Source organism: Brevundimonas sp. AVps7, from assembly GCF_058681545.1.
Genome location: NZ_CM178742.1, coordinates 1539347 through 1556793, shown reverse-complemented (window position 1 = coordinate 1556793; position 17447 = coordinate 1539347). Strand labels below are relative to the sequence as shown.

Sequence of the window (17447 nt, the reverse complement as noted above, 5' to 3'; positions counted from 1 at the left end):
CGTTATGCTGGAGCCTGATCCGACCGGAAAACTGCTTACACTTTTCCGGATCAGGCTCTAGAGGCCATGCCGATGCCGCCCGTCCTGTCCTCCCTGCCCGAAACCCTCGTCACGCGCGGCTGGCCGGACTACGCCCTGCTGGACAGCGGCGACGGTCGGAAGCTGGAGCGCTACGGCCCCTACACCGTCGTCCGCCCGGAGCCTCAGTGCTTCTGGAAGCCGCGCGACCCGGCCGCCTTCGACCGAGCCACCGCCACCTTCGACCCCCAGCAGGAGGAAGAGGACGCCGGCCGCTGGCGCTTCGACGCACAGGGCGCCATCGACGCCTTCCCGCTGAGCTGGCGCGATGTGAAGTTCGTCGGCCGCTTCACCCCCTTCCGCCACCTGGCCTTCTTCCCGGAGCAGGCCGCCAACTGGGAATGGCTGGACGCCCGCATCCGCACCCTCCAGAAGCCTCGCATCCTGAACCTGTTCGGCTACACCGGCGTCGCCTCGCTCGCCGCCGCTGCCGCCGGCGCCGAGGTCACCCACGTCGACGCCTCCAAGAAATCCGTCGCCTGGGCCCGCGAGAACGCCGAACTCTCGGGCATGTCCGACAAGCCGATCCGCTGGATCGTCGAGGACGCCCGCAAATACGTCGCCCGCGAAGTCCGGCGCGGCGCCAAATACCAGGGCGTCATCCTGGACCCGCCCAAATACGGACGCGGTCCCACCGGAGAGGTCTGGCGCCTGTTCGAGGACATGCCGGGCCTGCTCGCCGACTGCGCCGCCCTGCTTGCCGACGACGCAGACTTCCTGCTGCTGAACGCCTACGCCGCGCGCATCTCGGGTCTGTCGCTGGCGCACCAGATGCGCGAGGCCACGGCCGATCGCGGCGGCCGCATCGACTGGGGCGAACTGGCTCTGTCAGAAGACGGTCCCGACGCGCGCGCCATCGGCCTCAGCTTCTTCGCCCGGTGGTCCGCGTCATGAGCGACGAACGTCTGATCACCTCCCTGACCAACGACACGGTCAAGGCCGTCCGCGCCCTGCACATGCGCAAGGAGCGCGAGGCCACGGGCCTGTTCCTGGCCGAGGGTCTGAAGTTCATCGGCGAAGCGCTGGATCAGGGTCGCGCGCCGCAAACCCTGCTCGTCGGCATGGAGGCGCGTCCCCATCCGCTGCTCGACCGCGCCCGCGCCGAGACGCTCAAGGCCGGCGGCGAGATCGTCGTGGTCACCCATCCCATTCTCGAAAAGATCAGCCGTCGCGAGAACCCGCAGACGGTGCTCGGCGTGTTCGAACAGGCCTACACCCCCCTGTCCGCCCTGAAGCCCGGGACCGCTCCCTGTTGGGTCGCGCTGGAACAGGTCCGCGACCCCGGCAACCTCGGCACGATCATCCGCACCGCCGACGCGGCCGGATGTGGCGGCGTCATCCTGATCGGCGACTGCGTCGACCCCTTCTCCGTCGAGGCCGTCCGCGCCACCATGGGCTCGGTCTTCGCCGTCGCCATCGCCCGCTGCACGCCGCAGGACTTCCTCGCCTGGCGCGAGACCTGGCCTGGCAGCGTGGTCGGCACCCGTCTCGACGCCACCGTTGGCTATCGCGACGCAGCCTATGCCCGGCCCAGCCTGATCCTCATGGGCAACGAACAGGCCGGCCTGACCGATGCGCTGGCCGCCGCCTGCGACGTCAACGTCAAGATCCCCATGCGCGGCCGCGCCGACAGCCTGAACCTGGCCATCGCCACGGGCGTGATGGTCTATGCGGTGACCGACTAGTCTTCGTCCTTCAGGCGGGACATGCCGATCAGGGCCAGCACGGTGATCGTCGCCGTCGCCGCCAGATACAGCCCCACAGCCGGAACGCCATAGGTCTTGGCCAGCGACGTCGCTGCATAGGGCGCCACCGACGCTCCCGCGATCCCCGCCAGATTGAAGGCCATCGACGCCCCGGTGTAGCGCACCGCCGCCCGGAACGGTCGCGCCATGGCGGAACTGAGCGGGCCATAGGTCGCGCCCATCAGCGCGAACCCCAGCGAGAAGAAGATCAGCAGCCCCGTCAGCCCGCCATTGAACAGCGGCGCGATCAGGAAGCCGAACAGGCCGATCCCGACCGAGGCCGCGATCAGCACCTTGATCTGACCGAACCTGTCAGCCGCCAGAGCCGAGATCGGGATGAAGGCCCCGAAGAAGATCACGCCGACCAGCTGGGTCGGCAGGATGTCGGCGCGCGTGAAGCCCAGGCTCGTCGTCGCCCAGCTCAGGGCGAAGACGGTCATCAGATAGAACAGCAGGAAGGTCGTCGTCGCGCCCAGCGTCCCCAGGATCAGCGCGCCCTTGTACTTCGCCAACAGGGTCAGGACCGGCGTCTTGACCCGCTCGGCCCGCTCGATGACACGGCTGAACTCGGGCGTCTCGGTGATCCGCAGCCGAACCCACAGGCCGACGATGACCAGCACCGCACTGGCCAGGAACGGGGTCCGCCAGCCCCAGCTCAGGAACGCCTCCTCGCTCATCACCGAGGTCAGCACGATGAACGATCCTGTCGACAGGATGAAGCCGATCGGAGCGCCCAGTTGCGGGAACATGCCGAACCAGGCCTTGCGACCCGGCGGCGCGTTTTCGGTCGCCAGCAGAACCGCCCCGCCCCATTCGCCGCCCAGCCCCAGCCCCTGACCGAACCGGCACACGGCCAGCAGCAGAGGCGCGACCACGCCGATCTGCGCATAGGTCGGCAACAGGCCGATCGCGATCGTCGAGATCCCCATCGTCATCAGGGCCGCGACGAGCGTGGCTTTCCGTCCGACCCGGTCGCCGAAATGGCCGAACACCACGGCGCCGACGGGCCGCGCGAAGAAGGCCAGGGCAAAGGTGGCGAACGACTGCAACTGCGCCGTCAGCGGATCGCCGCCCGGGAAGAACAGCGCCGGAAACACCAGCACCGCCGCGGTGGCGTAGATGTAGAAGTCGAAGAACTCGATGGTCGTGCCGATCAGGCTGGCGAACAGGACGCGGCGCGTCGAGGCCGGGCTGGGCGTGATCAGCAGTGCGGGTTCGGTCAACGGCGTGTCCCCCTTGTCGTTGATCCATCGATGCGACAGCGACCGTTGATCGGTCAAGCGGTTCAGGTCCCGCGCGGTTTTACCCGGTTCGTCGGCGGCGCCTCGGCCGGGTTCTCGGGCCATGGATGCCTCGGATAACGGCCGCGCATCTCGGAGCGCACATCCTTCCACGACCCGCGCCAGAAGCCGGGGAGGTCTTTCGTCATCTGGATCGGCCTGCGCGCCGGCGACAGCAGGGCCAGCGTCAGCGGAATGCGCCCTCCGCCCACAGCCGGATGGGTCGTCACCCCGAACAGCTCCTGCACCCGGATATCCACACGCGGCCCGCCCTCGGCGCCGTAGTCGATGGCCGCCGACCCAAGGGGCGTGGTCAGCCGCGTCGGCGCCATGTCGTCCATCGCCCGACGTCGATCCCACGGAACCAGCGCCTCCAACCCCTGCGCCAGGGCCTCGTCCCTGATCTGCGAAAGGTCCTGCACGCCCTCGATCAAGGGCCACAGCCAGTCCTCGCGCCGCGCCAGCAATGCGGCATCCGAAACCTCCGGCCAGTCCGCGTCCTGTCCATGCAGGAAGGCCAGTCGCGCCCGAACCGCGCTCGACCGTTCACCCCACTTCAACGCCGATAGCCCGTCCGCGTCGACTTCGTCATGCAGCGCCTTCGTGATCGCGGTGCGATCGGGCGCCCCGGTGATCTTCTCGTCGAAGACGATCGCGCCCACCCGCCTGATCCGGCGCATGACCATCCGCCCGGACGGCTCGCGCACCAGCCGGTCGTCCGTCTTCAGCCGCGCCTCCAGCGACGCGGGATCCAGCGGCGCCGCCAGCCGGATGCGATCCCTGGCCTCCCCGCCGCCAAGGTCGCCCACCGCCAGCCAACCCTCGCGCGCCAGCCCGTCCGTCGCATCGAGAAACGCCCCGCGCCCCGACGCCAGCAGCACCTCGCCCGGCTTGCCCCGCGCCTTGGCCACCCGTTCGGGGAAGGCCTCGGACAGCAGATCGCCCGGCTCGATATCGCCACCGCCGGTCCGACCGCCTGCCGCCTTCGCCCAGCGCTCGACCAGCTTGCGCGCATCCTGCGCCCGCGCCGACCGGTCCCGCTCGAACCCCTTCAGCCGGTCCCTCAGATCAACGTCGTTCCCGCCAAGGCCCGGCTCGCTCAGCACCGCCGCGATCCGCGCGCCCAATCCCGCATCCCCGCGATCCGCCGCCACGACGACCAGATGCGCCAGCCTCGGCGCCAGCGGCATCCGCGTCAGCCGCCGTCCGTGTCCGGTCAGCGCGCCTGTTTCATCCAGCGCCCCCAGCCGCGTCAGCACCGCCCTCGCCTCCGCCAGAGCCCCGGCCGGCGGCGCATCCAGCAGCGCCAGCCCTTCCGTCGTCCGCGCCCCCCACCGCGCCAGATCCAGCGCCAGACCCGTCAGGTCGGCCTCGAGAATCTCCGGCCTCTGATGCGGGACCAGACCCCGCGTCGATTCCTCGTCCCACAGCCGGTAGCAGACCCCCGGCTCCGTCCGCCCCGCCCGACCCCGGCGTTGTTCCGCCGAAGACCGGCTGACCCGCACCGTCGCCAGCCGAGTGAGCCCGCTCGAGGGCTCGAATCGCGGCACGCGCGACAGGCCGCAGTCGATGACGACCCGAACGCCCTGAATGGTCAGGCTGGTCTCGGCCACCGAGGTGGCCAGCACGACCTTCCTCCGCCCGACCGGCGCCGGCTCGATGGCCCGATCCTGCGTCTCCTTGTCGAGCGCGCCATACAGGGCGACCACATAGATCGACGGATCCCGCAGCCGCTCGTTAATCCGCTGCGCCGTCCGATGGATCTCCCCCTGCCCCGGCAGGAAGGCCAGCACCGACCCCGACTGGTCGCCGAGCGCCGTCAGACAGGCCCGCATCATCGCATCCTCGATCCTCTCGACCGGATTGCGCCCCAGATAGAGAGTCTCCACCGGGTACGCCCGCCCCTGCGCCTCGATCACCGGCGCGCCATCCAGCAAGCGCGACACTCCCGCGATATCCAGCGTCGCCGACATGACCACCAGCTTCAGGTCGTCGCGCAGCACCGACTGACCGTCCCGCGCCAGCGCCAGCCCCAGGTCTGCGTCCAGGCTCCGCTCATGGAACTCGTCGAACAGCACCGCCCCGACGCCCTCCAGACCGGGATCATCCAGGATCATCCGCGTGAACACGCCTTCGGTGATGACCTCGATCCGCGTCTTCGGCCCGATCCGGCTCTGCAACCGGGTGCGATAGCCGACCGTGTCCCCGGCCTTCTCACCGAGCGTCTGCGCCATCCGCTCCGCCGCCGCCCGCGCCGCCAGCCGTCGCGGCTCCAGCAACAAGATTTTCCGGTCGCCCAGCCAGTCGACGTCCAGCAGCGCCAGCGGGACGACCGTCGTCTTCCCCGCACCCGGCGGCGCCGCCAGCACGACCGCCGGATTCGCGGCGACCGCAACCTTCAGCTCTTCCAGCACGGCGAGAATGGGCAGGATCATCGAGGCTCAAGTAGCGCAAAGCGCGATAGCCCCAAGAAAAAAGCGGCTGCACTAGCGCGGCGCCGCCCTGCGACCAAGGAATGTGCGTTCGGATAGCCACTCGCGAGGTCACGAAACCGTTGCGGGGTCTTCATCGATCGGAAACCGCGTTGCACCTGCGTGGATCCGTCGCTAGCGTCCCGCGCTGGAAGGCGGCCCGGGGAGGGTTCGCCGTGTTTTCGTATCGAGGGGGCGCGACGTATGTCCGCAGATGGCCTTAGGCCCAAGGGGAACCGACTGTTCCTCAGAAAATCCGTAGCGCAGATCCAGAAGGAAGCCGCCAAGAGCGAGCTCAAGCGCACGCTCGGCAAGTGGAACCTGATGAGTCTGGGCATCGGCGCCATCATCGGCGCCGGCATCTTCGTCCTGACCGGCCAGGTGGCTGCGGCCAACGCCGGGCCGGCCATCATGCTGTCCTTCATCGTCGCCGGCATCGCCTGCGGCCTGGCCGGCCTCTGCTACGCCGAACTGGCCTCGACCATGCCGGTCTCCGGCTCGGCCTACACCTACGCCTACGGCACCCTGGGCGAGGTCTTCGCCTGGATCATGGGCTGGCTGCTGGTTCTGGAATACGGCGTCGCGGCCTCGACCGTGGCGGTCGGCTGGTCCGGCTACGTCGTCTCGATCCTGACCGATTTCGGCATCAGCCAGCAGATCTTCCCGACCATCGCCTACGCCGGCGGCGAGGGCCCCCAGTGGGCGACGCCTCTGGTGCAACTGGTCCAGGACGCCGGAGCCACCTCCTTCCCCCTGACCGGCACGTTCAACCTGGTCGCCGCCATCGGCATCGCCGCCGTCTGCGGCCTGCTGGTTCTGGGCGTTTCGGAATCGGCCAGCATCAACAACGTCATCGTGGTCATCAAGATCATCGTTCTGCTGACCTTCATCGCGGTCGGCATCGGCTATGTGAACCCGGACAACTGGGTGCCCTTCATCCCTGAACCCACCGGGGTCGCCGGCCAGTTCGGCGTCGGCGGCATCTTCCGGGGCGCGGCGATCATCTTCTTCGCCTACGTCGGCTTCGAGGCTGTCTCGACCGCTGCGGCCGAAGCCAAGAACCCGTCCAAGGACGTGCCCTTCGGCATCCTGGGCGCCCTGTTCGTCTGCACCCTGATCTATATGGCCGTCGCCGCCGTCATGACCGGCGTGGTTCCCTACCTGGAGCTGGCCAGCCCGGCTCCCGTCGCCGTCGCCATCGACCGCATGAGCCTGGATTGGGCCAACACCCCGATCATTCTGGCCAGCGGAGAGCCGCTGAACATCATCAGCTTCATGATCAAGATCGGCGCCATCACCGGCCTGTCTTCGGTGATGCTGGTGCTCTGCTACGGCCAGACGCGGATCTTCTACACGATGGCCCGCGACGGCCTGCTGCCGCGCGCCTTCGCCGTGATCCATCCGAAGTACCGCACGCCCTGGATCGGCACCATCCTGCTGGGCGCGCTGATCGCCATCGCGGCGGCCTTCCTGCCGATCTCGATCCTTGGCGACCTTGTCTCGCTGGGTACGGCCACGGCCTTCTCGATCGTCTGCCTGAGCGTGATTTTCCTGCGCATCAAGCATCCGGACATGCCGCGTCCGTTCAAGGTCCCGGGCGGCATCTTCACCGCCGTCCTGGGCATCCTGGCCTGCCTGTTCCTGGCCAGCCAGAACCTGATCCCGATGTTCCAGCACGCGGCGGAGGACAATCCCCTCCCGCTGATGCTGCTGGGCGGCTATGCGGCCGTCGGTGCGGTGATCTACGCCGCCTACGGCTTCTGGAACTCGAAGCTCGCCAAGGGCATCGACATCACCGAGGAGACCACCATGTCCTCCCCGGCCGAGGCGATGGGCTCCGGCGTCGACAACCAGAAGGACTGATCCCGCCTCACAGCGGAATCGAGAAAGGCCCGGGAGCAATCCCGGGCCTTTTTCTTTGGTCACTCACCGTGGACGAGAAATTTGCGCTCAGCAGCGAGCGACCGCGTCGCGAGCGTTGGCGCTCGGCCAGAACAGCGCTCAGGCACCCAGGCTCCGCGAGCCGAGAGATATCGTGCCGAAAATGCGCTCAAGCAGCGAGCGCCCGCGGCGCGAGCGATAGCGCTCTTAAAAAAAGATGGTGCGGATGAGAGGACTCGAACCTCCACATCTTGCGATGCCAGAACCTAAATCTGGTGCGTCTACCAGTTTCGCCACATCCGCGTGGCGGCGTGTCTAGGACCTGACGGCGCCTGCGACAACCGTCATGTCAGTTCAGTCTGGGCTAACTGATCCGCCATCCCCTAGGACGGCCGCCGCTCGAACCGGCCGGGCGCAGCGATTGCCCGGCGAGATCGATCCATGACGCCCGGAGCCATCGCCGTCCTGTCGCTCAGCATGTCCACCGACGCCTTCGCCGCCGCCGTGGGACGTGGCGCCGCGCATCGACCGACCTGGCGCTCGGCGGTCAGAGCCGGGGCGGTGTTCGGCGTGATCGAGGCCATCACGCCGCTGATCGGCTGGAGCCTCGGCCTGCTGGCCGCCGGGTTCGTCGAGAGCGTTGATCACTGGATCGCCTTCGTTCTTCTGGCCGTCGTCGGCGGCAAGATGATCCACGAGGCATCGAAGTCCCCGAGCGAAGACGCCGCGCCGACCCGGTCCGGTCCCTGGGCCCTGATCGCCACGGCCGTGGGCACCAGTATCGATGCGGCCGCCGTGGGCGTCGGTCTGGCCTTCCTGGGCGCGAACATCTGGGTCATCGCACTCAGCGTTGGCCTGACGACCTTCGCCCTGACCACGGTCGGCATGCTGATCGGGCGCGCCGTCGGCGCTCGCTTCGGGAAGATCGCCGAACTGGTCGGCGGTATCGCCCTGATCGCCCTGGGCACGACAATCCTGCTCGAACACCTCGGGTTTCTGACCGTCTGAGGCCCGGCTGAAAGGTCGCATTAACCTTGATCGTCGAGGGTCTGCCTGAATTCCTGCAGGTCCCCGAGTCGATGAACGCCGCCGAACGTCCGATCATCATCAAGAAGGTCAAGAAGGTGGTCGGCGGCGGCCACCACGGCGGCGCGTGGAAGGTGGCCTACGCAGACTTCGTGACCGCGATGATGGCCTTCTTCCTTCTGATGTGGCTGATCAACACGACCGATCCGGAGCAGAAGCGCGGCATCGCCGAGTATTTCGCCCCCGCCAGCGTGTCCCAGACCACCTCCGGCTCCGGCGGCATCCTCGGCGGCACCTCGCTGGGCGAAGACGGCTCCAAGAGTTCCGGCTCGATGTCGGTGCTGGAGCAGCAGGCTCCGGAAGCGCCCGTCGATGCGCCCGAGGAGGCCGGGACCAACGCCAACCTCGCCGCCGCCTCCGAAGAGGAACTGCGCGAAGAGATCGCCGCGCGCGAGGCCGCAGAGTTCCGGTCCGCCGCCGAATCCCTGCGCCAGGCCATGCAGCGCATGCCGGAACTGGCCGAGCTGTCGAAACAGCTGATCATCGACCAGACGCCCGAAGGCCTGCGCATCCAGCTGGTTGATCAGGAAGGCCGCTCGATGTTCGAACAGAACTCGGCCCGTCCCAACGCCCGCGCCCAGGTCCTGCTGCGCGCCATCGCCGGGGTCGTGAACCGGCTCCCGAACCGCATCTCCATCTCCGGGCACACCTCGGCCGTCGCCGGATCGGGTCGCGCCTCCACGGCGTCCGACTGGCCCCTGTCCGCCGGCCGCGCCGACGCCTCGCGCGCCATCCTCCAGGCCGCCGGCGTCGACGCCGACCGGGTCTATTCGGTCGCAGGCAAGGCGGGCTCCGATCCTCTGTACCCGGACGATCCCTCTCTGGCCGGCAACCGCCGCATCGCCATCGTCCTGTTGCGCGAGGCCCCGGTCCTGCCCACGGACACCAGCCTGTGACCGTCGCGCCGTTCGTTAGCGGCGCGAACCAGCTTGCAGCGCAGGACGGATTGACGCCAGATCGTCCGATGGACGCGAGCCTGCCTTACGCCGGACGAAATCGGATGCGGACGTGGTGACGTGACGCAGCACGTACCGACACGCCAGCTTCGCTTCTTCATGACGGCGGTCGCGCCCTGCCCGTACCTGCCCGGCATGACCGAGCGGAAGGTGTTCGCCAACCTGCCCTTCTCGGACGGCGCCCACGTCAACGACGAGCTGACCCACGCCGGGTTCCGCCGCAGCCAGAACATCGCCTACCGCCCCGCCTGCGAGGGCTGCGACGCCTGCGTCTCCGTCCGCCTGCCCGCGCCCGAGTTCGTTTTCTCGCGCGGCCAGCGCAAGGTTCTGGCCCGTAACGACGACCTGTCACGCGACCTGGTCGAGGCCGAGGCGACCCAGGAGCAGTTCGCCCTGCTGAAACGCTACCTCGCCCACCGCCATCCCGGCGGCGGCATGACCGACATGACCTGGCCCGACTATATTGCCATGGTCGAGGACACGGCGGTCCGCACCCATCTGATCGAGTATCGCCTGCCCTCGACCGATGAAGGCCCGGGCGATCTGGTCGCGGTTACCCTGGCGGACCTGCTCTCCGACGGCCTGTCGATGGTCTACAGCTTCTTCGATCCCGAGTTGGTCAAACGGTCGCTCGGCGTCTTCGCCATCCTCGATCACGTGCGTCAGGCCCAGGCGGTCCGCCTGCCCTTCGTCTATCTGGGCTACTGGGTCGAGGGCTCCACCAAGATGGACTACAAGGCCCGGTTCCGGCCGATGGAAGTCCTCAAACCTCTCGGCTGGACGCGCATCGACTAGGCTTTCCGCAGCCTGACCGGACTGCCGGCCGCACGCACGATGACGCCCCTGGCCTCCAGATCCAGCTGAACGCATTTGGCCCACCAGCCGGCCGTCGCCCCGCCCGGGAACAGATCCTCGGGCAGTCTGGGCGTCAAGGCCGCCTTGATCTCCGCCGGCGTCATGCCCGGCGCCTCGCTGCCAAGCACGGACAGATAGGCGTCGCGCGTCGCCTGGTACTTGTCCGCATCGACCGACTGGATGTGGCCGGGACTGACGACGTTCTGAACCTCGATCTTGCGCCTGGCCATCGGCAGTGCCCTCAGCTGTAGGGAACGGCGGTCGAGGTCGTCTGCGGCACGGCCGTATCCACCGGCAAGCCCGTCTCCAGCAGGTTCGGATCCCACACCCCCGGATCCCGCCCGCCGCCGAATTTCACCAGCGCCGCGATCCGCTTGTCGATCGACGGGTGGGTGGCGAACAGGGCGTCGGTGAACCCCGCACGCTCATTGTCCAGGAACATGCCCTGCACGTCGTCCGGAGCCTCCAGCTTCGACCGTCCCGACACCTTCCTCAGCGCCGAGATCATCGAGTCCGGGTTCTTGGTCAGCTCGACCGCCCCGGCATCCGCCACATACTCCCGGGTCCGCGACAGCATCAGCCGGATGACGACGGCGAACAGATAGCCGACCGCCGCGATCGCAAACCCGATCAGGATCAGCGGCCCGGCGTTCTTGTTGCTCTTGCCGCCGCGCGCATACATCAGCCCCCGGAACACCAGCTGGCAGATGACGCTGATGATCCCGGCGAAGATCGAGGCGATCACCATCGTCCGCACGTCCTTGTTGATGACGTGGGTCAGCTCGTGCGCCAGCACCGCCTCCATCTCGTCGCGGTCCAGGGCGGCCATCAGCCCACGGGTGACCGTGACGCTGTAGTGGCCCTCCCGGATGCCCGAGGCAAAGGCGTTCAGGCTGTCCGACTCGATGATCCGCAGCGCCGGCGTCCGCAGGCCCCGCGAGATCGCCAGATTCTCCAGCAGGTTATAGAGCTCCGGCGCGTCCTGCCGCTCGACCTTCCGCGCGCCCGTCATGACATCGATCATCGCCTGGTTGCCGAACCAGGCGATGACGAACCAGATCAGGGCGACGACGATCGCCAGCGGGATCGTCCCCGCCAGCATCCCCACTGCGTAGTTTATGTCGTCCCCCAGCGTCCCGCCCGAATTGGGCAGGAAGCCGAACCCCATCAACACCAGCTCCAGCCCGAACAGAACCACCACCAGCATGACCGGAAAACCGATCAGCAGCAGGGTCGACCGGGTGTTGTTCGCCCAGATGTGGGTCTGGAGACCGACAGCGGCCATGCGAACCTAGAACTTCACCGACGGCGGCGCGGCGGTCATCGCGGCGCGATCCGCGGCGTCCACGGCGAAGAAGGGCTTCTCGGTCCCGAAACCGAACATGCCGGCGAACAGCACGGTTGGGAACTGGGCCCGCACCGCATTGAACTCGGCCACGGCGTTGTTGAAGAAGCGGCGCGCGGCGGCCAGCTTGTTCTCGATGTCCGCCAGCTCGCGCTGCAGCTCCAGGAAGTTGGTGTTGGCCTTCAGGTCCGGATAGGCCTCGGCCACCGCGAACAGCTTGCCCAGGGCGCCGGTCAGCATGTTGTCGGCGGTCACCTTGTCGTCGACCGTGGTTGCCCCTGCGGCAGCGGCGCGCGCCCGGGTCACGGCGTTCAGCGTCTCCTGCTCGTGGGTGGCATAGCCCTTCACCGTCTCGACCAGGTTGGGGATCAGGTCGTTCCGCTGCTTCAGCTGCACGTCGATGTCGGCGAACGACTGGTCCGCCTTCTGGTCCAGCGCGACCAGCCGGTTGTAGGCCCCCATGACCACGAAGATCAGGATGACGACGATAACGCCGATGACGATGAGTGTGATCATGACAGCTCCCCTGCGATGACAGCGATTATCGCGCGAAGGGCGAACGCCGGATAGTGAAATCGGCGCCCCTCGTTCCCAACTGAACCGCATGACCTTCCTCGAGCGGCTCGGCGTCACGACGCCCATCATCCAGGCCCCGATGGCCGGGACCTCGACCCCGCTGATGGCGGCGCGGGTTTCGGAGGCCGGCGCGCTCGGCTCGATCGCCGTCGGCGCGGTGGATGCGGCTGGCGCGACCGTGATGATCCGCGATGTTCGGGCCCTCACCGCACGACCGTTCAATGTGAACCTCTTCGTCCATGCCACGCCCAGCGCCAATCCCGACGTCGAGGCGGCCTGGCTGAACGCCCTCGCCCCGACATTCCTGGCATTCGACGCCGAGCCGCCCGTTTCCCTCAAGCCCGCCTACGCCAGCTTCGCGGACGACGAGCCCATGTTCGTCGCCATCCTCGCCGCCGCCCCGCCTGTGGTCAGCTTTCACTTCGGCCTGCCCGCCGCCGACCGGGTCGCGGCGCTGAGACAGGCCGGCTGCCTCCTCATCGCCACCGCCACGACCCTTGAAGAGGCCCTCGCCTGCAAGGCGGCCGGCATGGACGCGGTCGTCGCCCAGGGCTGGGAGGCCGGCGGCCATCGCGGCATGTTCGACCCCGACGCCGACGACAGCCGCCTCGGCACGCTTGCCCTGAGCCGCATCCTTGTCGCCCGGGCGGGACTGCCGGTCATCGCCGCGGGGGGCATCATGGAGGGCGCAGGCATCCGCGCGGCGCTGGACCTCGGCGCCGTCGCCGCCCAGCTCGGCACCGCCTTCATCGCCTGTCCGGAGAGCGCTGCCGACCCCGCCTACCGCGCCCTGCTGACCAGCGAGGCCGCCTGCCACACCGAAATGACCCGCGCCATCTCCGGCCGTCCGGCGCGTTGCCTGCCCAACCGGTTCACGGCGCTGGGCCGCAGTCTGACCGCGACCGTGCCCGACTATCCGATCGCCTACGACGCCGGAAAGGCGCTGAACGCAGCCGCCAGGACCGCTGGCGAGACCGGTTTCGCGGCCCAGTGGGCGGGTCAGGGCGCGCCCCTGGCCCGGGTCATGCCTGCGTCCGATCTTGTCGCAACCCTGGTCGATGAGATGACCAACCCGGCCTGATCCGGGCGCCGGCCGAGGTCCACGTCTGTTCTTTTTGTTCTTGCTTTGTTCCCTTCGAGGCCATAGCCTCCTCCCATGTCTCCCGCTCCCCAGCCGAAGAAAGGACGCGGCGCACGCACCAACGCTTCCGGCCGGTTCGAACCCGTCTTGCACGAGGATTTCGATGACGGCTGGACGGCGGAGGACGAGGCGCCGGCCCCGCTCCGGACGACCCTGACGCCCGAACACGTCCGCACGATCATCACGAAGAACACCAGTCCCGATGTCGGTTTCGACCGCTCGATCAACCCCTACAAAGGCTGCGAACATGGCTGCATCTACTGCTACGCCCGTCCATCCCATGCCTGGATGGGCCTATCCCCGGGCCTGGATTTCGAGAGCCGGCTCTTCTTCAAGCCCGAAGGGCCGCGTCTCCTGGAACAGGAGCTCGCCGCGCGGAAATATGTCTGCAAGCGCATCCACATAGGCGGCAACACCGACCCCTATCAGCCGGTCGAGCGCACGCAGAGGATCACGCGCGGCCTGCTGGAAGTCCTGGAACGGTTCAACCAGCCCTTCTCCATCATCACCAAGTCGAATCTGATCACCCGCGATGTGGATATCCTGGGCCCGATGGGCCGCGACGGTCTGGCCAGCGCCTTCGTCTCGATCACGACGCTGGACCGCGATCTCGCCCGCACCATGGAGCCCCGCGCCGCGACGCCCGCGCGCCGCCTCGATGCGGTGAAGCGGCTGGCCGACGCGGGCGTCCCCGTCGGCGTCGGCTTCGCCCCCGTCATCCCTGGCCTCAACGATCATGAGCTTGAGGCTGTGCTGGAGGCCGCCGCAAAGGCCGGAGCGACCACGGCCATGTACGTCACCCTGCGCCTGCCGCTGGAGATCAAAACCCTCTTCGCCGAGTGGCTGGCCGAGGCCCGCCCCGACCGCGCGGCCCGCGTCATGTCCCTCGTTCGCCAGACGCGCGGCGGCAAGGACTACGACGCCGACTGGTCCCAGCGCATGAAGGGAACCGGCCCCGTCGCCGACCTGATCTCCGCGAGGTTCAAGGCGGCCGTCAAACGCTACGGCCTCGACGGGCCGAGGCATGAGCTGGATATGACCAAGTTCCGGGTGCCGGCGGATGCGAGGGCGCAGCTGGAGCTGTTCGGGTAAAGTCTTGCGTCTCTACTTTCGTCATCCTCCGGCAAGCCGCCCCTTGGCGGCGCAGACCGGGGGACGCAGCGGCGCGTGAGAGCGCGAACCTGCCACGCACGCTCTGCTTCCAACATCCTGCCTGAACAGATCGCCTTCGGCGCCGCTGCGTCCCCCGGTCTCGCTGCGCTCGCCGGAGGATGACGAAAGGACAGAGGCCAATCGCTGAGGCCGCGCCGTGCGACATCGCGCCAAAGAATGGCCTTTCAACTGAGCAAACATCAGACGAAGCCGCAGAAGTCCCCGTCAGAAATTTGTATGGAAACGACTTCCTCCAAATTGCACCCTGTGGACTCGGTGTCCTCAGAGTCCAATCCCCGGATGGACGCGACTCGCCCCCGTCGGCACCCTGACCCGATGTGCGATTCCCTCAACGCCCGGACCTGAGCCATGCCCGGCTTCTACGAGTTCTTCGCCGGAGGCGGCATGGTGCGCGCCGGCCTCGGCGCCGGCTGGGACTGCCTGTTCGCCAACGACTTCGACGCCCGCAAGGGCCTGACCTATCAGGCCAACTGGGGCACGGGCGGCGAACTGACCGTCGGCGACATCCGCGCCCTCGACGCGGCCGCCTTGCCCGGCCGCCCCGACCTCGTCTGGGGCAGCTTCCCCTGCCAGGACCTGTCCCTCGCCGGTCACGGCGCGGGCCTCGCCGGCGAACGCTCCGGGACCTTCTACGCCTTCTGGGACCTCGTTCGCGGCCTCGCCGCCCAGGGCCGCGCCCCCCGCCTCGTCGCCGTCGAGAACGTCTGCGGCGCTCTCACGTCCCGCAATGGCGCGGACTTCGAGGCCATGTGCAGGACCTTCGCCGGGGCCGGCTATCGCTTCGGCGCCCTGGTCATCAACGCCGACCGGTTCGTGCCCCAGTCCCGCCCTCGCCTCTTCGTCGTCGGCATCCACGCCGGGACGTCCATCTCCCCCGACCTGACCGCGCCCGGCCCCATCGCCCCCTTTCACACTCCGGCCGTGGTCCGCGCCGTCGACCGCCTGCCCGAGGACCTGCGCGTCTCCGCCCTGTGGTGGAACCTGCCGTCGCCCGAACGCCGCGCTTCAACCTTCGCCGACCTGATCGAGGACACTCCCGACAGCGTCGCCTGGCACACCCTCGCCGAGACCGACCGCCTCCTGTCGCTTATGTCCCCGGTCAACCGCGCCAAGCTCCAGGCCGCCCAGCGCGCCGGCCGCCGCATGGTCGGGGGGGTCTACCGCCGCACCCGCACCGACGCCGCCGGAACCAAGGCCCAGCGCGCCGAGGTCCGCTTCGACGACGTCGCCGGCTGCCTGCGCACCCCTTCCGGAGGCTCCAGCCGCCAGACCATCCTCGTCGTCGACGGCCCCCTCATCCGCTCCCGCCTGATCTCGGCCCGCGAGACCGCCCGGCTGATGGGCCTGCCGGACAGCTATGTCCTGCCACGGAGCTATACCGACGCCTACCACCTGACCGGCGACGGCGTCGTCGTCCCCGTCGCCCGCCATCTGGCCCGGTATCTGTTCGAGCCGCTCACTGGATCAGCCAGCGTCGCCGTCAAGGCCGCCTAGCGCTTGAACACGCCCACCAGTTCGACGTGGGCCGACCACAGAAACTGGTCCACCGGCGTGACCGTCTCCAGCCGGAACCCCGCGTCGATCAGCACCCGGGCGTCCCGCGCGAAGGTCTGAGCATTGCACGACACCCCGACCACGACCGAGGCCTTCGTGTCCTTGATCTGGGCGGTCTGGTCGATGGCGCCGGCCCGGGGCGGGTCGAACACGATCGCCTCGCAGCCCTTGAGGTCGTAGGGCGACAACGGCCGCCGGAACAGGTCGCGCGCCTCCGCCGTGATCTGTTTCATCCCCCGGGCCGAGCCGATCCCCTGTTTCAGCGCCGCGATCCCCGCCGCCGAAGCGTCCGCCGCGATCACGCTGGCTACTGTCGCCAACGGGAAGGTGAAGGTCCCGGTCCCGCAGAACAGATCCGCCACCTTCTTTGCCCCCTTCACCGCCGCCACGGCCCGCTCGACCATCGCGGCCTCCGCTTCCGGCACGGCCTGCAGGAAGCCGCCGGCCGGCAGGGGCACGATCGCCGGCCCGAACTGCACCCGGGGCTGGCGCGCCATCATCAGGGTCTCGCCGGCCATGCTGAGCCGCGCGATATCCGCCTCCCGCGCCGCCCGGATCGCCTGCATCTGACGGTCCGCCGACAGCCCGCCGGACTTCCGCTCGATCCCGGTCACGTCGACGTCCAGCCCGTCCAGCGTCCAGGTCACGTGCAGGGTCGGCGCCGACTTCGGGTGCTCCAGAAACGCCGCCGCGACCTTCGCCAGGGCCGGGAAGGCCGCCACCAGTCGGGGATCCGCGACAGGACAGGTCGAGACCTCCACCAGCCGCCACGACTTGCGCGCCTTGAACCCCAGCACGACCCGGCCGTCCTCCAGCCGCCGCGCATGCAGGGCCAGCCGCCGCCGCGTCCCCGGAGGCACCGCCACCGTCGCCTCGACCTCTGTCTCTATCCGCTCGCGCGCCAGCGTCGAGACCACCAGCTCCCGCTTCCAGTCCAGATACGGCCCGCTCGCCCAGTGCTGCAGCGAACACCCGCCGCAGTCGCCGTACTGGGGCGACACCGGCGCGATCCGGTCGGGACTGGCCTCAAGGATCTCGGGCGTCTCCATCCGTCCATCGACGACTTCGCCGCGCACGGTCTCCCCCGGCAAGGTCAGGGGCGCGAACACAGGCCCGTCGGGCGTATGGGCCACGCCGTCCCCCTGCCCGGCCACATGGGCGATCTTCAGCGTCATGGTCATCGCCGGCTTCTAGGCGCTCCGACAGAAATCCGAAACCTGAACGAAGATGAACGGCCCGCTCAAAACGCATTCAGGTTCGGTGGCCCATACGTCGATCCAACAAGACGCCGGACCTTCCCGGCGCC

General features: G+C 68.5%; 15 protein-coding genes and 1 tRNA gene. 9 read left to right on the top strand and 7 right to left on the bottom strand.

Going from position 1 to position 17447, the window contains the following annotated elements; translation table 11 throughout:
* The first annotated feature begins 72 nt into the window (after positions 1 to 72).
* Both ACW17Y_RS07650 and ACW17Y_RS07645 read left to right on the top strand, forming a co-directional pair.
* Positions 73 to 972, top strand: coding sequence for a class I SAM-dependent methyltransferase (locus ACW17Y_RS07650; protein ID WP_492038258.1), 900 nt, complete (start codon positions 73 to 75; stop codon positions 970 to 972).
* On the top strand, positions 969 to 1763 hold the full coding sequence (locus ACW17Y_RS07645) for a TrmH family RNA methyltransferase (protein WP_492038143.1): 795 nt from the start codon (positions 969 to 971) through the stop codon (positions 1761 to 1763). Before ACW17Y_RS07650 ends, ACW17Y_RS07645 begins: the two co-directional genes overlap by 4 nt.
* Here the strand turns inward: ACW17Y_RS07645 and ACW17Y_RS07640 are convergent.
* Positions 1760 to 3046: an MFS transporter gene (locus ACW17Y_RS07640; RefSeq protein ID WP_492038142.1), complete on the bottom strand. Its 1287-nt coding sequence runs from the start codon at positions 3044 to 3046 to the stop codon at positions 1760 to 1762. The genes ACW17Y_RS07645 and ACW17Y_RS07640 overlap by 4 nt on opposite strands.
* 62 nt (positions 3047 to 3108) lie before the next feature.
* Positions 3109 to 5538 carry an ATP-dependent helicase HrpB gene (hrpB, locus tag ACW17Y_RS07635; RefSeq protein WP_492038141.1) on the bottom strand — a complete coding sequence of 810 codons (2430 nt, stop codon included), beginning with the start codon at positions 5536 to 5538 and terminating at the stop codon, positions 3109 to 3111.
* A gap of 240 nt (positions 5539 to 5778) precedes the next feature.
* Between hrpB and ACW17Y_RS07630 the strand changes: the two genes are divergently transcribed.
* Positions 5779 to 7437 carry an amino acid permease gene (locus tag ACW17Y_RS07630; RefSeq protein ID WP_492038140.1) on the top strand — a complete coding sequence of 553 codons (1659 nt, stop codon included), beginning with the start codon at positions 5779 to 5781 and terminating at the stop codon, positions 7435 to 7437.
* Between the two features lie 236 nt (positions 7438 to 7673).
* Here ACW17Y_RS07630 and ACW17Y_RS07625 read toward each other — a convergent pair.
* Positions 7674 to 7758, bottom strand: a tRNA-Leu gene (locus tag ACW17Y_RS07625).
* Between the two features lie 138 nt (positions 7759 to 7896).
* On the opposite strand from ACW17Y_RS07625, the gene ACW17Y_RS07620 reads away from it, so the two are divergent.
* From ACW17Y_RS07620 to ACW17Y_RS07610, 3 genes are all read left to right on the top strand, one after another.
* Complete coding sequence (locus ACW17Y_RS07620; RefSeq protein ID WP_492038139.1) at positions 7897 to 8463, top strand: manganese efflux pump MntP; 567 nt, start codon at positions 7897 to 7899, stop codon at positions 8461 to 8463.
* A gap of 71 nt (positions 8464 to 8534) precedes the next feature.
* Entirely contained in the window at positions 8535 to 9437 is a 903-nt protein-coding gene (locus ACW17Y_RS07615; RefSeq protein ID WP_492038257.1) for a flagellar motor protein MotB, read from the top strand.
* A 120-nt stretch (positions 9438 to 9557) separates the two neighbouring features.
* The gene (locus ACW17Y_RS07610) at positions 9558 to 10292 is read left to right on the top strand and encodes an arginyltransferase (RefSeq protein ID WP_492038138.1); all 735 of its coding nucleotides are present in this window, start codon (positions 9558 to 9560) and stop codon (positions 10290 to 10292) included.
* On the opposite strand, the gene ACW17Y_RS07605 is transcribed toward ACW17Y_RS07610, so the two are convergent.
* From ACW17Y_RS07605 to ACW17Y_RS07595, 3 genes are read right to left on the bottom strand one after another with little or no spacing between them, the layout of a single operon-like run.
* Positions 10289 to 10582: a DUF6958 family protein gene (locus tag ACW17Y_RS07605; RefSeq protein ID WP_492038137.1), complete on the bottom strand. Its 294-nt coding sequence runs from the start codon at positions 10580 to 10582 to the stop codon at positions 10289 to 10291. The two genes, ACW17Y_RS07610 and ACW17Y_RS07605, sit on opposite strands and share 4 nt — an antisense overlap.
* Positions 10583 to 10593: 11 nt before the next feature.
* On the bottom strand, positions 10594 to 11637 hold the full coding sequence (locus ACW17Y_RS07600; protein ID WP_492038136.1) for a M48 family metallopeptidase: 1044 nt from the start codon (positions 11635 to 11637) through the stop codon (positions 10594 to 10596).
* A 6-nt stretch (positions 11638 to 11643) separates the two neighbouring features.
* Positions 11644 to 12213 (bottom strand): LemA family protein, encoded by a 570-nt coding sequence (locus tag ACW17Y_RS07595; protein ID WP_492038135.1) that lies wholly within the window; start codon positions 12211 to 12213, stop codon positions 11644 to 11646.
* An 88-nt stretch (positions 12214 to 12301) separates the two neighbouring features.
* Here ACW17Y_RS07595 and ACW17Y_RS07590 point away from each other — a divergent pair, with 88 nt between their 5' ends.
* The 3 genes from ACW17Y_RS07590 to ACW17Y_RS07580 all read left to right on the top strand — a co-directional run bounded on the left by ACW17Y_RS07590 (position 12302) and on the right by ACW17Y_RS07580 (position 16081).
* Positions 12302 to 13354: an NAD(P)H-dependent flavin oxidoreductase gene (locus ACW17Y_RS07590; RefSeq protein ID WP_492038134.1), complete on the top strand. Its 1053-nt coding sequence runs from the start codon at positions 12302 to 12304 to the stop codon at positions 13352 to 13354.
* Between the two features lie 75 nt (positions 13355 to 13429).
* Entirely contained in the window at positions 13430 to 14506 is a 1077-nt protein-coding gene (locus tag ACW17Y_RS07585; RefSeq protein WP_492038133.1) for a PA0069 family radical SAM protein, read from the top strand.
* 429 nt (positions 14507 to 14935) lie between these two features.
* The gene (locus ACW17Y_RS07580) at positions 14936 to 16081 is read left to right on the top strand and encodes a DNA cytosine methyltransferase (protein WP_492038132.1); all 1146 of its coding nucleotides are present in this window, start codon (positions 14936 to 14938) and stop codon (positions 16079 to 16081) included.
* Here the strand turns inward: ACW17Y_RS07580 and ACW17Y_RS07575 are convergent.
* The gene (locus ACW17Y_RS07575) at positions 16078 to 17316 is read right to left on the bottom strand and encodes a class I SAM-dependent RNA methyltransferase (RefSeq protein WP_492038256.1); all 1239 of its coding nucleotides are present in this window, start codon (positions 17314 to 17316) and stop codon (positions 16078 to 16080) included. The two genes, ACW17Y_RS07580 and ACW17Y_RS07575, sit on opposite strands and share 4 nt — an antisense overlap.
* Positions 17317 to 17447 lie beyond the last annotated feature (131 nt).

Bases quoted from the DNA above. Each gene is read 5' to 3' on its own strand.
- ACW17Y_RS07650 (WP_492038258.1), top strand. From the start codon at position 73: ATGCCGCCCGTCCTGTCCTCCCTGCCCGAAACCCTCGTCACGCGCGGC.
- ACW17Y_RS07645 (WP_492038143.1), top strand. From the start codon at position 969: ATGAGCGACGAACGTCTGATCACCTCCCTGACCAACGACACGGTCAAG.
- hrpB (WP_492038141.1), bottom strand. From the start codon at position 5,538: ATGATCCTGCCCATTCTCGCCGTGCTGGAAGAGCTGAAGGTTGCGGTC.
- ACW17Y_RS07630 (WP_492038140.1), top strand. From the start codon at position 5,779: ATGTCCGCAGATGGCCTTAGGCCCAAGGGGAACCGACTGTTCCTCAGA.
- ACW17Y_RS07620 (WP_492038139.1), top strand. From the start codon at position 7,897: ATGACGCCCGGAGCCATCGCCGTCCTGTCGCTCAGCATGTCCACCGAC.
- ACW17Y_RS07615 (WP_492038257.1), top strand. From the start codon at position 8,535: ATGAACGCCGCCGAACGTCCGATCATCATCAAGAAGGTCAAGAAGGTG.
- ACW17Y_RS07605 (WP_492038137.1), bottom strand. From the start codon at position 10,582: ATGGCCAGGCGCAAGATCGAGGTTCAGAACGTCGTCAGTCCCGGCCAC.
- ACW17Y_RS07600 (WP_492038136.1), bottom strand. From the start codon at position 11,637: ATGGCCGCTGTCGGTCTCCAGACCCACATCTGGGCGAACAACACCCGG.
- ACW17Y_RS07595 (WP_492038135.1), bottom strand. From the start codon at position 12,213: ATGATCACACTCATCGTCATCGGCGTTATCGTCGTCATCCTGATCTTC.
- ACW17Y_RS07590 (WP_492038134.1), top strand. From the start codon at position 12,302: ATGACCTTCCTCGAGCGGCTCGGCGTCACGACGCCCATCATCCAGGCC.
- ACW17Y_RS07585 (WP_492038133.1), top strand. From the start codon at position 13,430: ATGTCTCCCGCTCCCCAGCCGAAGAAAGGACGCGGCGCACGCACCAAC.
- ACW17Y_RS07580 (WP_492038132.1), top strand. From the start codon at position 14,936: ATGCCCGGCTTCTACGAGTTCTTCGCCGGAGGCGGCATGGTGCGCGCC.
- ACW17Y_RS07575 (WP_492038256.1), bottom strand. From the start codon at position 17,316: ATGACGCTGAAGATCGCCCATGTGGCCGGGCAGGGGGACGGCGTGGCC.